Source organism: Deltaproteobacteria bacterium (assembly GCA_016874775.1).
Classification (GTDB): Bacteria; Desulfobacterota; Binatia; order Bin18; family Bin18; genus VGTJ01.
Map to the genome: position 1 here is coordinate 1 of VGTJ01000161.1, position 14,620 is coordinate 14,620.

Annotated in this window: 13 protein-coding genes; 3 read left to right on the forward strand and 10 right to left on the reverse strand. The window is 53.4% G+C overall.

Annotated elements, in window-relative coordinates; genetic code table 11:
* Positions 1-529 precede the first annotated feature (529 nt).
* Positions 530-1,687 (forward strand): hypothetical protein, encoded by a 1,158-nt coding sequence (locus tag FJ147_22215; protein ID MBM4258601.1) that lies wholly within the window; start codon positions 530-532, stop codon positions 1,685-1,687.
* Positions 1,688-2,349: 662 nt separating this feature from the next.
* On the opposite strand, the gene FJ147_22220 is transcribed toward FJ147_22215, so the two are convergent.
* Entirely contained in the window at positions 2,350-2,835 is a 486-nt protein-coding gene (locus tag FJ147_22220; protein ID MBM4258602.1) for a hypothetical protein, read from the reverse strand.
* A 187-nt stretch (positions 2,836-3,022) separates the two neighbouring features.
* On the opposite strand from FJ147_22220, the gene rpmB reads away from it, so the two are divergent.
* The gene (rpmB, locus tag FJ147_22225; protein MBM4258603.1) at positions 3,023-3,214 is read left to right on the forward strand and encodes a 50S ribosomal protein L28; all 192 of its coding nucleotides are present in this window, start codon (positions 3,023-3,025) and stop codon (positions 3,212-3,214) included.
* Between the two features lie 101 nt (positions 3,215-3,315).
* Here rpmB and FJ147_22230 read toward each other — a convergent pair whose 3' ends face one another.
* From FJ147_22230 to FJ147_22270, 9 genes are all read right to left on the reverse strand, one after another.
* On the reverse strand, positions 3,316-5,463 hold the full coding sequence (locus FJ147_22230; GenBank protein ID MBM4258604.1) for a bifunctional (p)ppGpp synthetase/guanosine-3',5'-bis(diphosphate) 3'-pyrophosphohydrolase: 2,148 nt from the start codon (positions 5,461-5,463) through the stop codon (positions 3,316-3,318).
* Positions 5,460-6,089, reverse strand: coding sequence for a guanylate kinase (locus FJ147_22235; protein MBM4258605.1), 630 nt, complete (start codon positions 6,087-6,089; stop codon positions 5,460-5,462). Before FJ147_22235 ends, FJ147_22230 begins: the two co-directional genes overlap by 4 nt.
* Before the next feature lie 3 nt (positions 6,090-6,092).
* Entirely contained in the window at positions 6,093-6,980 is an 888-nt protein-coding gene (locus tag FJ147_22240) for a YicC family protein (GenBank protein ID MBM4258606.1), read from the reverse strand.
* On the reverse strand, positions 6,977-8,065 hold the full coding sequence (gene rfaE1 / locus FJ147_22245) for a D-glycero-beta-D-manno-heptose-7-phosphate kinase (GenBank protein MBM4258607.1): 1,089 nt from the start codon (positions 8,063-8,065) through the stop codon (positions 6,977-6,979). The genes FJ147_22240 and rfaE1 overlap by 4 nt, the downstream gene beginning before the upstream one ends.
* A gap of 240 nt (positions 8,066-8,305) precedes the next feature.
* The gene (locus FJ147_22250) at positions 8,306-9,412 is read right to left on the reverse strand and encodes a glycosyltransferase family 4 protein (GenBank protein ID MBM4258608.1); all 1,107 of its coding nucleotides are present in this window, start codon (positions 9,410-9,412) and stop codon (positions 8,306-8,308) included.
* Complete coding sequence (locus tag FJ147_22255) at positions 9,291-11,024, reverse strand: glycosyltransferase (GenBank protein MBM4258609.1); 1,734 nt, start codon at positions 11,022-11,024, stop codon at positions 9,291-9,293. The genes FJ147_22250 and FJ147_22255 overlap by 122 nt, the downstream gene beginning before the upstream one ends.
* 20 nt (positions 11,025-11,044) lie before the next feature.
* Positions 11,045-12,373 carry a hypothetical protein gene (locus FJ147_22260; protein ID MBM4258610.1) on the reverse strand — a complete coding sequence of 443 codons (1,329 nt, stop codon included), beginning with the start codon at positions 12,371-12,373 and terminating at the stop codon, positions 11,045-11,047.
* A gap of 180 nt (positions 12,374-12,553) precedes the next feature.
* On the reverse strand, positions 12,554-13,615 hold the full coding sequence (locus FJ147_22265) for a glycosyltransferase family 9 protein (protein ID MBM4258611.1): 1,062 nt from the start codon (positions 13,613-13,615) through the stop codon (positions 12,554-12,556).
* 23 nt (positions 13,616-13,638) lie between these two features.
* Positions 13,639-13,920, reverse strand: coding sequence for an ORF6N domain-containing protein (locus tag FJ147_22270; GenBank protein MBM4258612.1), 282 nt, complete (start codon positions 13,918-13,920; stop codon positions 13,639-13,641).
* 277 nt (positions 13,921-14,197) lie between these two features.
* Here FJ147_22270 and FJ147_22275 point away from each other — a divergent pair.
* On the forward strand, positions 14,198-14,620 hold a 423-nt coding region (locus FJ147_22275), incomplete at its 3' end, for a hypothetical protein (protein MBM4258613.1).

The window sequence follows — 14,620 nt, forward strand, 5'->3', positions numbered from 1 at the left end:
GTCGCCCGCGTTCATCCAGCTCTTCGACCAGACTTCGATACTTAGACCGAAGCCAGCACACAATGGTCTCGTCTCTCATCCCTGCTCTTGTGCAGAGGCTCTCCACTCCGGTCAATCACTATTGCGGTAAGTTGTTTCCTGCCACCGCCTTAATGCTGGGGTTGGCACAACAAGTGACAACCTCAAAAATACCTTTATCGGCGCCGACGCCGGTCGCAGCAATACTACTGGAGCTCTCAATATCTTCCTCGGCACCGATGCTGGAGAGGACAACACCACAGGGGCGCAAAATACCTTTGTCGGTACCTACGTCGGTAGTACTAACCTTGGTGGATCAAACAATAGCTTCTTTGGATATTCCGCCGGTCTTCTCAACACCGGACTCGATAATACGTTCATCGGCAGTCAAGCTGGCTTAAACAACGGGACAGGGTACAACAATACCTTCCTCGGCGCCTACGCGGGCCACTGGAATGACGTCGGGTACAATAATACCTTCCTTGGATATCAAACCGGTTACAACAACACGGTGGAAGAGAAAAACACTTTTCTCGGGTACAGAGCCGGCAGGAACAACCTGGACGGAACTAAACTTACATTCCTTGGATATGAAGCTGGGTACAATACCACCGGGGGATTCTGGAATACCTTCATCGGGTACCAGGCCGGCTACTCTAATAGCAATGCAGGACAAAGCACCTTCCTTGGGTATCAAGCCGGTTATAGAAATACGACTGGAGGCGCTAATCTGTTTCTCGGCCATCAGGCTGGCTATAGTAATACGGCTGGAGGATCAAACGTCTTTCTCGGACCTCTTGCGGGCTACAATCACAGCACAGGATCTTTCAACATTTTCCTCGGAGAGTCTGCAGGTCTTAATAACCTCACGGGGGCCTATAATACCTTTCTAGGAACCAGGGCTGGTTATAATGCGACAGGGACCGGGAACGTCTTTCTTGGATATCATGCCGGATATAATGAGAACCTTTCAAACAAGCTATATCTCGACAATTCTTCAACCAGTAGCCCGCTCATCTATGGTGACTTCTTCCTTAATACACTCACCTTCAATGGTAGTGTGAACGTCACTGGCAGTTTGACCAAAGGCTCGGGCACATTCGTGCAGCCGCATCCTGCCGACCCGAGCAAAGAAGTGGCCTACGCATTCTTCGAGGGGCCTGAACACGCGATCTTTCTGCGCGGCAAAGCCAAGCTGGTCAAGGGCCGCGCGACCATCACAACGCCTGAGTACTTTCGCGTCGTCGCCGGAAAAGACGAGGACATCACCGTGCAGTTCACGTCACGATCGATCGATACGTTTGGTGTCGCTGCGGTACAGGTGACGAAAGACGCTATCGAAGTGCGCGAACTCAAAGGCGGAAAGAATAGTTATGAGTTTGACTATTTCATTACCGCTAAGCGTGGCGGCTTTGAAGGCCATCAACCAATTCAGCTCAACACGCACTTTACCGCGAACAACAAGACTGCTGAAGATTTTGAACAAACCTATGCCAAGACAGACGATCTGACGATCACTGCGCTACGGCAACTGCTCATCGCTAACGGTATCTTGACCAGCGATGGAAAACTAAATCAGACGACCGCGGCTAAACTCGGCTGGCAGGTGCGACCGGTGCAGGTTGCAACAACAGAGCCAAAGGGCGCGATGACGAAAGAAGACGAATAACCAAAAGGAGGAGAACGTTATGAAACTCCGCATTATTCTGCAACTGAGTGTTTTTGTCATTGCATGGGTGGCTCCGTTGACTACTCATGTGTTTGCGAGCAGAAGCCAAGCGACTGATGACGAACGTAGTAGGAGCAGACCGATTAGCAGAGCATCTAAGACACGAGCTTGACGCACTGACACAGGCAGCGGATGGTGAGGATTTTGCCGAGGGCTTGGCTGCGTTCTTTGAGAAACGAACACCGCAGTTTCGTGGGATATACTGACGTTGAACTGTCGGGTGGGTCGTAACCCACCCGATACAATTTCCCACGGTTAACACCGTAGGCTACAAAAGTGGCGCCCTTGCAGGGCTTGCCGCCCGCTACCAGTCACAACTTAGGGAAAAATCCTTGTGTTTGAGGTGGAGCGCAGCGCGTATGGGTTCCTTCTCCCCCCGGGCGAAGGTCAGGATGAGGGTCCCAAGAGACAAAACCCGCTATTGTTTATCCCCTCACCCTAGCCCTCTCCCTGAGGGAGAGGGAATTGTGCTGCTGCTAACGGCTCAAGTTGTGACTGATGGCCGCCCGCCCGCGCCCCGTCAGGGGCGATAGGCTATAGCCCATAGCGTGAGCTATGGGAACAGGTCGCGCACCCTACGCAACGATCCGAAACAGTCGCGCCTACGCGCTCAACACGCTCTGTAAGTCACTGAGCACGGCTTTTTCTGCGGCACTCACGCGTTCGCCACCGATACCAAGGAATCCACCTTCTTTGGCGGCATTGGCGACATTCTCACTTACTGCCAGTATCCATTGTTTGAACTCGGTCACTTCTTGTGGTGTGGCTTTTTGCGCCAGCAGCGTAATGACCTGACGGGTTTTGGCCAAGGCATCACCCTTGATTTTCTCCTGGATGCCAGCTTCAAGAGGGTTGTATTTGGGCATGGTTGGACGATTTTGATTGAAGTCTTTCAGTAACGATTGAATCAACTCGTTCTGTGGATACTTCGCCGCGGCTTCTCCTAACCCTTTGGCTGTGGCCGCAGCTTCTTTGAACGTACCGATGATGCCGCTGTTACCAGCAACGGCGACGGCGAATCCAGTCAAGGGAATGATGTCGCGGATGAGACTTTGCTCCTCCGGCGTAAAGCTTGCGATCGTTGACATAGTGTACCTCCTCTCGGTGCAGTACACTAATTTGCTACTGACCTCGATGCAATCTATACGACGCTGAAAAGTTGATGGGTCGGTGAAATTTCCATCGATTGGGGGAGATGAAACCGTTGAGGTATGTGCCTTGCGGCACTAGGAGCCGTATGTTAACAAGGACAGCTCGATTGAGGAGGACAGGACCATGGCTTGGATGTGTACAGTGTGTGGAAAACACCCGTCAGTTGGCCATAATGTCAGCCACGCCAACAATAAGACAAAGCGTCGTTGGATGCCAAACTTACAACGGGTCAAAGTGAAGACTGACGAAGGACCAAAACGTATTCGCGTGTGTACAAGCTGTATCCGTTCGGGACGGATTCAGAAAGCAGCGTAGCAAAGCATTCAGCATTCAGCATTCAGCAAGACGAGCCAAAGAGGGGGACAAGGCCTTCTTTTCTGGCTGAGGGCTGAACGCTGATAGCCGAGAGCTTCTTGTCACTTCCTTACCCGATCCACTTTCACCACTCCCCGTATTGCGCTTAAACTCCGTATCACCTGATCGAGGGTCGCGGCATTGGCGACCATCACCTCGAAGACGTTCAGCGCTCGGCGGTCTGATAAGGTGCGTACGTCGGCATTGGCGATGTTGACCCCAGCTTCGCTGATCGCTTTGCTCATTGCCGCCAATAACCCATGACGGTCTTCGCTGAGCACCTCGACTTTGACCGGATGTAAGGTGCCATTATTAGTGTCCCAGTTCACCTGGATGTGTCGCTGAGGGTCGACAGCTAACAAGCGTGGGCATTCGAAGTTATGGACCGTGACGCCTTTGCCGCGGGTGATGACACCTAAAATGCGTTCTCCAGGTAATGGATGACAACACTGTCCGAAACGCACCAGTACGTCACCGACACCGCCGACAAGTACCCCGCCTCGACCGTCACGAACTGGGGGTTTCTGACGCAGCTTTTCTAGTTCAGCCGCATCCGCAGCTTGTCCTGGTGCACTTTCAGGTTGCGGGACAAGTTGTGACATGACCTGCCCGACGGTGGCTTGTCCATAGCCGACGGCGGCAAGTAAGGTCTCTTCATCTTTGAAACTGAGCGCTTTTAAGGCAGCATCAATTTTATCCTGTTTGCGTAAAGTAGCGAGATCGGCACGGTAACGTGATAACTCGCGTTCGATGAGTTCTCGCCCTAATGCGACGCTTCGTTCATGTTCCTGTGATTTCACCCACTGACGGATGCGGGCTTGTGCCTTGGCGGTTTTGACGAAGCGTAACCAATCTTTGTTGGGGGTCTGCTGCGTATTGGTAATGACTTCGATAGTGTCGCCATTCTGCAACTTGTACCGTAGCGGTACCATGCGGCCATTGGCGCGTGCGCCAGCACAGCGATTGCCGACTTCTGAGTGAATGCGATAGGCAAAATCGATCACCGTCGCGCCTTGCGGGAAGTTGAACAAATCCCCTTTCGGCGTGAAGACGTATACTTCTTCAGTGAATAAATCGCCTTTAACGGTCTGGAGAAACTCTTGGGGATCTTTCAGTTGTTGCTGCCACTCGACTAGTTGCCGTAACCAGGTGAAGCGCTGCGATTCGTCTAATCCGCGACGACCTTCCTTGTAGGTCCAGTGCGCAGCGATGCCTTGCTCAGCCACGCGATGCATTTCTTGGGTACGAATTTGCACTTCGATCCGCTCGCCATACGGACCGATGACCGTCGTGTGCAGCGATTGATACATGTTCTCTTTGGGGAGGGCGATGTAATCTTTGAAGCGGCCAGGGACGGGTCGCCAGTGACTATGGACGATGCCCAAGGCTTCGTAGCACTCGCGTACTTCCTTGACGATAATGCGAAAGCCGACGAGGTCGTAAATTTCGCTGAATAATAGGTTCTGCGCCTGCATCTTCTGGTAAATGGAATAGAAATGTTTCGGGCGCCCATACACTTCGGCGGTAATCCCAGCCTCAGTCAACTTTTGCTGCAAGATGGTAATGACTTCGTTGATGTAGTTCTCTCGCTCGGCTTTCTTCTTGGCCACATCGTGTTTTAACTGGCCGTATACTCCAGGGTGCAGATACCGCAGCGCGTTGTCTTCGAGATCACTCTTGAGCCAATTAATGCCAAGACGATGCGCGAGTGGGGCGTAGATATCGAGTGTTTCTTGGGAAATCTCTCGTTGTTTATTTTCTGGTAAATAGGAGAGCGTTCGCATGTTGTGTGCGCGATCGGCAAGTTTCACGAGAATCACACGAATATCATGCGCCATAGCAATGATCATCTTACGAAAGTTCTCTGCCTGACGTTCCTCACGAGTAGTGAAATTGATTTGACTAATCTTGGTGACGCCATCAACGAGCGAAGCGACTTCGGTGCCAAAGTCCTTCTCGACTTGCTCTAACGTAGTGAGGGTATCTTCGACGGTATCATGGAGCAGTCCTGTCATGACACTTGGGACATCGAGTTTCATATCGGCAATGATGCTGGCCACGCCAACTGGGTGGACAAAATACGGATCGCCAGAGAGGCGTTTCTGTCCTTGGTGCATACGCTCGGAGAACGTGTACGCCTGTTCGAGTTGCCGGGTATCGGCGTCCGGGTGGTAGGCGCGGATTTTATCAACCAGTTCACCGAGGGTCATGCGAGGGTCCTTTCATGCAACCGCGCAACCCGGGCTCGTTCAGCGATGACTATGGCGTGCACCGTTGCGATCGCACGTTCAATCTGATCATTGACGACCCAGTAATCGTACATTGATAACTCCTGCGCTTCGGTGTGTGCACGCGCGAGGCGGCGGGCAATGACTTCGGCGCTATCGGTCCCACGGTTTCGCAGGCGACGTTCAAGTTCATCCCAAGAGGGAGGTAGTAGAAAAATGGCAACCGTAGCTCCAGGAAACTGTGGCTTGAGTTGTTGTACCCCCTGGACGTCGATATCAAGAAGGAGATCTGACCCATGCACGAGCGCTTCTTCAAGCGGTGCCCGCGCTGTTCCATAGAAGAAATCATGCACCCGAGCCCATTCGGCAAAGGCCTGCCGTTGCCGCAGACGCATGAATTCGGCTTCGCTGACGAAGTGGTACTCTCGGCCATCAACTTCACCGGCGCGTGGCTGACGCGTCGTGTACGAGATCGATGGTGAGAGATTCGGTATCCGTTGTAAGAGTTGTTCAGAAAGGGTTGTTTTCCCGGCCCCTGAGGGCGCAGAGAGGAAAAACAAAATTCCCTGACGTGAAAGAATAAAGGGTTTGTCGGGATCGTCTGACATAAATTACTCTACATTTTGCACTTGTTCCCGTAATTTTTCTACCTCCTCTTTCGCCGAGACCACAAGGTGGCGCACTTCAACATCGTCAGCCTTAGAGCCAATAGTGTTGACCTCGCGTTGCACCTCTTGCAGGAGAAAGTCGATCCGTTTTCCGACTGGTTCTACGGAGCGACAATGACTTCGTAATGCCTCAAGATGACTCTGTAAGCGGACAAGTTCTTCCGTAATATCACCCCGTTGGGCCAGGGTGGCGACTTCTTGCAAGAGGCGGCTTTGGTCAATTTCGACTCCAGGGAGGAGTCCTTGGAGAACGTTGTTGATCCGGTCTTTGAGTCGCTCGCGGGTGTTTTCGTAAACGATACTGCTACGAGCCTTTACCGTGCGACGGATCTGGTCAAGGGTTGCGATGCGTATTTGCAGTTCACGTTGGAGGAATTTCCCCTCGCGTGCGCGCTGACGTTCGAGGGCGGAGAGGGCTGCGGTCAGGGCTTTCTTCGCAGCTTCTGCTTGCGGCTCACCATTGGCTTGTTGTTCCTGGACTTGGAATAACTCTGGGTGAGCCGAGAGAAAAGCCAGGTCAAGCGTGCCTTTCACGCCAATTTCTCGCTGGACTTGCTGCACTGCATCTTGATAGGCACGGGCGAGTAGCAGGTTGGGTTGCACAGTGTAGGTTCGCAACGGCTTCCCGGAAGTGGTAAAGAGCATATCAAGTTTGCCGCGTTTGATGTTGTTTTCGATCATCGTGCGGAACTCTTGCTCAAATGGTAGCATCTCTCGCGGCAGCGGCATTTTCAATTCAAGGAAGCGATGATTCACCGCACGCAATTCGACGGTTACCCGACCACCGGGAAACGTTGCTGAGCCGCTACCGTAGCCAGTCATACTTTTCATGTCGACTCCTGTTGCAGAGCTGAGAGCAATTCAGTCGGACTGACCGTGGCAGTACCAACTTTACCAACCACGACCCCAGCGGCGTGATTGGCGAGGATCGTTGCCTCTTCAAGTGAGGCCCCGACTCCCAAAGCCAACGCACACGTTGCCACTACCGTATCGCCCGCGCCCGTGACATCGTGGACCTCGCGCGTTGTTGTGGGAAAGTGCTGCGGTTTTGCCTGCGGTTTGAAGAGACTCATACCTTCCTCACTACGTGAGACGAGAACTGCTTCAGTTTGCCACAGGTGCAGGAGGCGTGCACCAGCCTCATTCAGGTCTCGCTCGTCGCGGATTTCTATCCCTGCAGCGATCCCTGCCTCTTCACGGTTCGGTTTAACTAGCGTTGCCCCACGATAGTGTGGAAAATTGCGCCGTTTAGGATCGATCAAATAGACAAACTCTTGCTGGCCTCGTAGCTCGGACAGCAAGGTGAGTAATTCGGCATCGATCACGCCTTTGTCGTAATCCGATATGATGACAACCTGGAAGTCGGCGATATGCTGTTGGATAAATCGCCGCAGTTGGGCTCGTACGCGTGCGTCGAAGGCATCTCGTTCTTCGCGATCAAGCCGGACAACTTGTTGATTATGGGCAATGATTCGGGTTTTGCTGGTCGTGATTGAACTTCTGCTCGTGACTACCCCTTGAACCTCAGCTCCGAGGGTGGCGAGTTGGTGGCGCAGGCGTTGCCCGGCTTGATCTTTTCCGACCACGCCACAGGCAACGACACGGCTGCCTAGGGCGCGAATGTTTGCCACCACGTTGCCAGCCCCACCGGCATGCACGCTCTCGTGCGTCACACGAACGACCGGTATCGGTGCCTCGGGAGAGATGCGTTCGACTTTTCCCCAAATGTATCGATCCAGCATCAGGTCGCCGATGACAAGGGCGCGCACCTGCGGAAATCGTTTGACAATGGCTGATAACCTTCGTGTTCGAGGCTGGCGAGATTGAGCTTTAGCATTCATACGAGCATGTATTTTGTGTCTGTCACAACAGGTGCAACAAAAATTTGCGCACTCCTGCCTTCGGCGTTGCCGCATCAGAGTGCACGATATTCACGGACTTTTCAACGTGAGCAACGAAAGAGGAGGTGCATTGTCTACAGCGGTTTTCAATTGCACGAAGAGCAACGGCGATGTAGGCCGGGATAAGGCCAGAGGCCGTTCCCGGCCCGACCTGCCGGAAACGCTGCGCTTATTCCGGCCTACTGAAGTTCTTATCAGGATTTTCCTGAAGTCCAGTGAGCCTCCGTATTCCGCAGGAGGAATTGTTCGTTGGCGCTATTTATCAGGATGAGTAAGCAGTTTGTAATACAGTGCCTCATTGGCTTGAGCCATGACGTTGACGTCGTAACGAGTGCGAACGAAAGCTTGTCCTGTAGTGCCCAAGGTCTTTGCCCAAGGACGATTGAGAACCACACGCTCGATTGCTGCAGCTAATGCTTGAGGTTCCTGCGAGGGAACAAGCAAGCCTGAGACTTCATGGTTGATCAATTCTGGAATTCCACCAACACGACTTGCCACGACAGGCAACCCCGCCGCCAGTGCTTCAATGACTGCCACACCAAGTCCTTCCCAGAGAGGAGCATGCACGAACACGTCAGCGACAGCGAGATAGTTGGTCACGTCTGGGCAGAAGCCGAGAAACTGAACACTTTTCGCCAAACCTAGGGCTTGCGCCTGACTCTCTAACGTTGCGCGCAGCGGGCCGTCCCCACAAACAAGGTAACGAAGATGGGTGCCTGTTTGTTGCAAACGAGACGCAGCTTGTAGCAGTGTCGCATGGCCTTTACGTTCAGCGAGGGCCCCTACGACGAGGACAACACATTCCTCGTGCCCAATTCGTTGTACCGCCCGTTGCTGCTCGCGCTGCTCTACGGTGACAGTAAACCGTGTGGTGTCGACACCACTAGGAATGATCGTAATGCGAGACGAAGGGACTCCCCCCGCAAGGAGCGCGGATTGCACACCTTGTGAAATAGCGACAACGGCATCAACACTATTTTCATACAAGAGGCGTGTGAACCAACCTGGACGCACGCGATAATCCATACGACGAGTGACAACCCGTCGCACTGGCAGCCCACGCAACCACGGGCTGAGGGCATGGGCGCGTGCTGTATGAAAATGGACAAGCTGATACCTTCCTGTCTGGAGGAGGCGACGCAGGCGTAATCCAGCGAGGAAATCAATGTCATTCCTCACTGTGAGATTTGTTGTAGGAAGGTCTATTTGCGCAAGTCGATGAACAAGAGCGCCGCGCGGATCAACTGCGACGACTGAATGATGGCCGGTGCGGTTCAGGTAGGTGGTCAGTCCGAGCACCTGTACTTCCCCCCCGCCCCAATTCTTCTCCGGATCGATGTGGAGAACGTTGAGCTTCTGCATCAGTATGTGACCTTGTCGTTCGTTCCCATAATTTGGCGTATTTCAAAAACACATAAAACGCTGATGTGACCGCAACGAAAAGCCCTGGTACTCCGTCGCGAAATCCGCCACTGACAACATAGAAACGCAGAAAACGCCACAACGGGCGGAGCAATAAATCTGTCGCGCGTGTGCGTTTGCCACGGAGCGCTAACTCACGAGAGGAGACTTCCGTGAGACCGTTGATCGCTCGCAGATGGTCGCTAATGTCGTCATAGGTGTAATGATACAACGGCCCACGTAGACGCTCGGCTTGCCCGCGTAACAGTACTTTCTCGTGAGGATCAACACCGCCCCAGCGCACTTTTGCTTTGCGGAACAAGCGCAACCGATACCCAGGGAACCAGCCACGCCACCACCAGCGCCCGAGATAGTACACGAGACGTGGAACATAGAAGCCATCAATTGCTGGGTGATTCTGCTCGAGGACAGCGAGGATTCCCTGGCGTAATTCTGGTGAGACTTCTTCATCTGCATCGACATTGAGGACCCACTCGTGTGTTGCTTGTGAGAGGGCGAAGCGTTTCTGTTCGACATATCCCGGCCATGCACGAGCAATGATCCGGTCCGTGTATTCATGGCAGATGTCAACTGTATGATCAGTAGAAAACGAATCGACAATAATGATCTCGTCGCACCATTTCACACTTTCAAGGCAACGGCGGATATTCGCTTCTTCGTTGAAACAGATAATGCAGCAAGAGATCGGAGGGCGAGGGAGAGGGGGTGGAAGTGTAGGTGTCACTGCAGGGGAAGCGATGAGGGGGGTCGTTGCAACGCCATCGCGACCATGCCGTACCCGCCGGCGAGCATACTCGCGATCTTTCTGCTCTCGTAGACGTAGGAGCTGAGTGACCAACTCGTGTCGTTGGGCACGTGGTGGCAACGGAGTGCCCAGGTAGTGATAGAAAAATGCCAGTCGCTCACTCATGCGGACACTACGCCCCAGCGTTCGTTCTAACTGAGTAATGTTCTTGAAGCGCCGCTGCTGATGTAACGGTTGATGTTTGGTGACACGATCCAAATCGACAATATAGAACTTCCAGTGAAGATCTCCTTGCTCTTCGACAAAGAGATTCTCATCTTTGAGGTCACCAACATACAGTCCGGCGTCATGGAGCGTGCGTAAAAAGTCAGCCAAGACCCGCAGGAACGCACGGCGGCGTTTCCACGACCATTGTGATTTTTGTTCTCGCCAGTAGGTGTTGAGCGGCATCTGGGTGAGGAGGGCTTCACTCACATAGAAGCTTTCGCGCACCATTCCGGCCACGCGCTTTTCTACCACGGCAAGCGGACGGGGAATGGGCACGCCTGCGGTTTGCAGAAGTTGCGCGCCTTGCCACGCGCGTTGCGCTGGAGAACCGAGGAGCATGTTATCGCCCCATCGGCGCCACGTGTGAGGGCGATGGTGCTTGACCACAAACGCACCATGCGCTGAGGGAAAAAGCGTGACTGTGATCCCACGCTCATTTTTGAGAACGCGATTGCCTTCTTGCACAAACGAAGGGCGGGACAGGAAATCGATGATATCTCGCCTTGCAGGATCGCAGTAAATGACAGAAAGTGAGGACATAAATAGGCTATAGGCTGTTCTTACATGTACCCTAACTCGACGAGCCGTTTCTCTAGTTGCGCTTGCTCCTCCGCACTCATCACTTGTCCGGGATTCGCAGCAATAGGTCCGTTCTGAATTGCTTCAATCCGTTGGCGAAGGAGCGCAGCAACTTCAGGTCGCTGAGTGGCCACATTGTTCCGTTCTCGCGGGTCAGAGGGAAGATGGTACAGCTCCTGCGGTAACCCTGGATTCTGCGGTGCGTAGATATACTTCCACTCTTCCGTCCGCCAACCGACACGGCGATTACGAGGATCCGAGCGAATACGGAGGAACGCTTCAAGATAGGCTTCGATTGCCAGAGGAGTGTGGTTCTGGAGCGCAGGCCGTAAACTTTGTCCGTGAATGTTGGGGGGGGCCGGTACGCCAACGAGATCAAGCACCGTCGGTAGCGCGTCGATCTGTCGCACGAGTTGGCCGACCTGGGTTCCAGGTTGCAGTCCTGAATGAACCGCTCCGTCCGGTGAAGTGAAGACTAACGGCACGCGGATCAGTTCTTCAGATACATCCATCTCGTGGCCTTCACGCTTCATGGTCTTGCGGCCAAGAAGATCGCGGGACAAGCGATAGAGGCGATATTGGAAATCTGTTTTGACGACACGTTCGCCATGATCACCATGAATCACAATGAGTGTGTTCTGCGGAAGAAGAGCGAGCAACGTTGCAAGTTCAGCATCGAGCGAAGACAACGCACGCTCATAGCGATTCCTGCCAAACTCGCGACTACTGTACGCGGGTAAAATGTGACGATGATGATGCAGTTCCCACAGGTGCAGAAAAAGGAACCAGGGCTGGCGAAATTCCGCACTCTGGAGACGGCGGCGAAAATCAGCGCCCCAAGAAGTGGACAAGTACGCTGAGCCTTCACGAAAGTGATACGTATCAAACCCGCGTGGTAAGCCGGTCTCGGGAAACAACGGGCCACTGACTTCCGCGACAGTCTGGTAGCCGTGGGCCTGAAAGGCTTCTGCTAACGACGAGACTGCACTATTCATCTTCAGTCCGAAGATCGAACGGATACCATGCACGAACGAATAGGTGCCAGTCAGCAGACTTGCTACACACTGAGTCGTCGATGAAGCTGAGGAGACGGCTTGGGTGCACGCGACGCCATTCCGGACAAGTCGGTCTAGCGTTGGGGTCTGCGCTCCACGCTCTGAGCCGACAACTGCATCGGCACGTAAACAATCGATTAGGAGAAAAAGGATGTTTGGCTGCATAAGCGGCTCTGGGAATTGGCAGCTAGGCTTTGGCAGGAAAAAAACAAAAAAAGAACATGTAAAGACAGACGAAATCAGACCTAAGAACATTCGTACACGTTACACGACAGACTCCAAACCGTGTCATTCTGAGCGCGGTGAAGAATCTTTCGGAGAGACCCTTCGTTTCACTCAGGGTGACAGCGCGAGTGTACGAATCTTTCATGGTCCGATTTAGACAAAAGGCTTCGTAGAACGTTTGACGTTTGACGTTTAACTTTTGACTGTTCATTAATCATTCTCACTCAGTATCTGACGAGCGACCGAAAGCACGTGCTCTGGAGTTATCCGTCGCATACACGCACGCTCAATCGGGCAACGCCGAACATAGCATGGACTACATGCGGCTTCACCTTGAATGACCAAGGCTTCGGAATTCCACGGCGCTGAGCGTATCGGACTTGTTGCTCCCCACAACGAGATGACAGGGATGCCCATCGCAGCAGCAATATGCATTGGCCCCGAGTCTGGTCCCATCGCCAGACGTGCCCGATGAAAGATGCCAATCAAATCACGGAGCGAAGTTTTGCCGCTCAGATTCGCCACCGCCGTCCCCATTGCCTCGCTGACCTGCTGCGCGAATGCGACTTCACTCGGTCCGCCCACCAGCACGACGCCCATACCATATTCCTGTTGTAACACCCGCGCTACCTCTGCCGTTGCCTGCGGGAACCAGAACCGGCTTGGCCAGCGTGAGCCAAGAAAGAAGGCGGCAAAGGGACGAGGGGTCCCAGCAAGCAAGGTCTCAACTTTCTGCTCCTCTTCTGGTCGAAGGCGGAGGTCAAACGAGACGCCGTTGTCTGGTAACCCCAGGGCTTCAGCAAACTTGAGGTACTGTCCCAGTTTCAGCGAGAAATCGGGGATGGCTTCGATTGTGTGAGTATTGAACAGCCAGTTTCCTTCTTTAGTATTGGTACGATGAAAACCAACTCGCACTGGAGCACGCGACCACCAACTGACCAGCCCACTTTTGAAGTGACGTTGGAGATCGAGCACGAGATCAAAATGATGATCACGAATCCTACGTAGAAACGGGAAGAACGTTCGTGAGCCTCGGTTGCGTTGATAGAGCAGAACCTCATTAAGAGCAGGATGGTAATCGAGCAACGCTGCGGCCGCTGGTTCGACTGCCCAAGTAATATGAGCTTGAGGATATGCTCGTCGTAATCGTGTGAGCAAAGGCAACGCACGCGTGACATCGCCGATCGCGCCAAGCAGGACGATCAAAATACGTTGGGGAGTGAACGGAACTGGAAGTGAGAGCGGACGCGAACTCGTAGATGCAGCAGACATGGATACTCTTTGGGCGTTAGGGCTTAATGTGCTTTCTTTAAGACACACGACAAATAACGTCGACCGCCACGACCGGACTTTGAGATCCCAAATTGGGATTTCAAACGTGCATGCTCCTCACTCGTTATCTGAAACATAAAATGGGCAGGGAATCGATCGAGATTCCGCTTCACGTTACGGACAAGGATACGGGTCTCTACTCCATAAAGCGCAGCCAAGTCCTCATCTAACATGACCCTGTGACCTCTGATGAAGACAATCGATGATTCAATATATTCTGTCGGAAGCAAACTCTTTTCCGCCATGCCTCGCGTTGTATCGTACCTCAGGGATTTCCGCTACTTGGAGCCAAGGTTGCTGAAGTAGGGCGCGTATCACGCGCCACTGAACTAGCGCGCTGCGCACGCCCTGCCGCTCTAATCAACAGCCGAGTAGGGCGCGTAGCACGCGCCATCATCTTGTGCGGTCCCAATATTCCATCGATTTTAGGGCTTGCATGTTGTCTCTTTTTTTCCTACATTCCCCTCGCCTCACATTTCGTGCAATTCGTCGGATCAGATTGCCTCATCGGAAGGGAGAGTTATGTCGACACTGTACGGACACACAAAGAAGGAGCCGTTTGCTATGGGAACCCTACGGATACTCATGTGTCGCACTCTAGCGGGAGTCATTCTTCTGAGTGGGCTGACGATGAAGGCGAGCCCCGGAGCCGCGCAATCGTCTTCACTCTTTGTTGATACCATGGGGCAAGTGGGCATTGGCACTGATGCTCCGCAAGGGAATCTGCATATCGCTGGAGCTGCGGACAACGACCTCTTTAATGGGATCGGGCCGAATCTGTCCATTGGCCCAGCCTTTAATTTCGGCTACTCCGGCGGCTCATTCCTAGCTGAAACCACGGCCGCTGGCCGTGCGACCCGAAAAGCTTCGGAGCGATCCGGCGTGCAGGCCCGTCACGCACCCCATAGGTTCTCCTCCCAGGAAGGTCCGCTGGGGCAGGAAGGA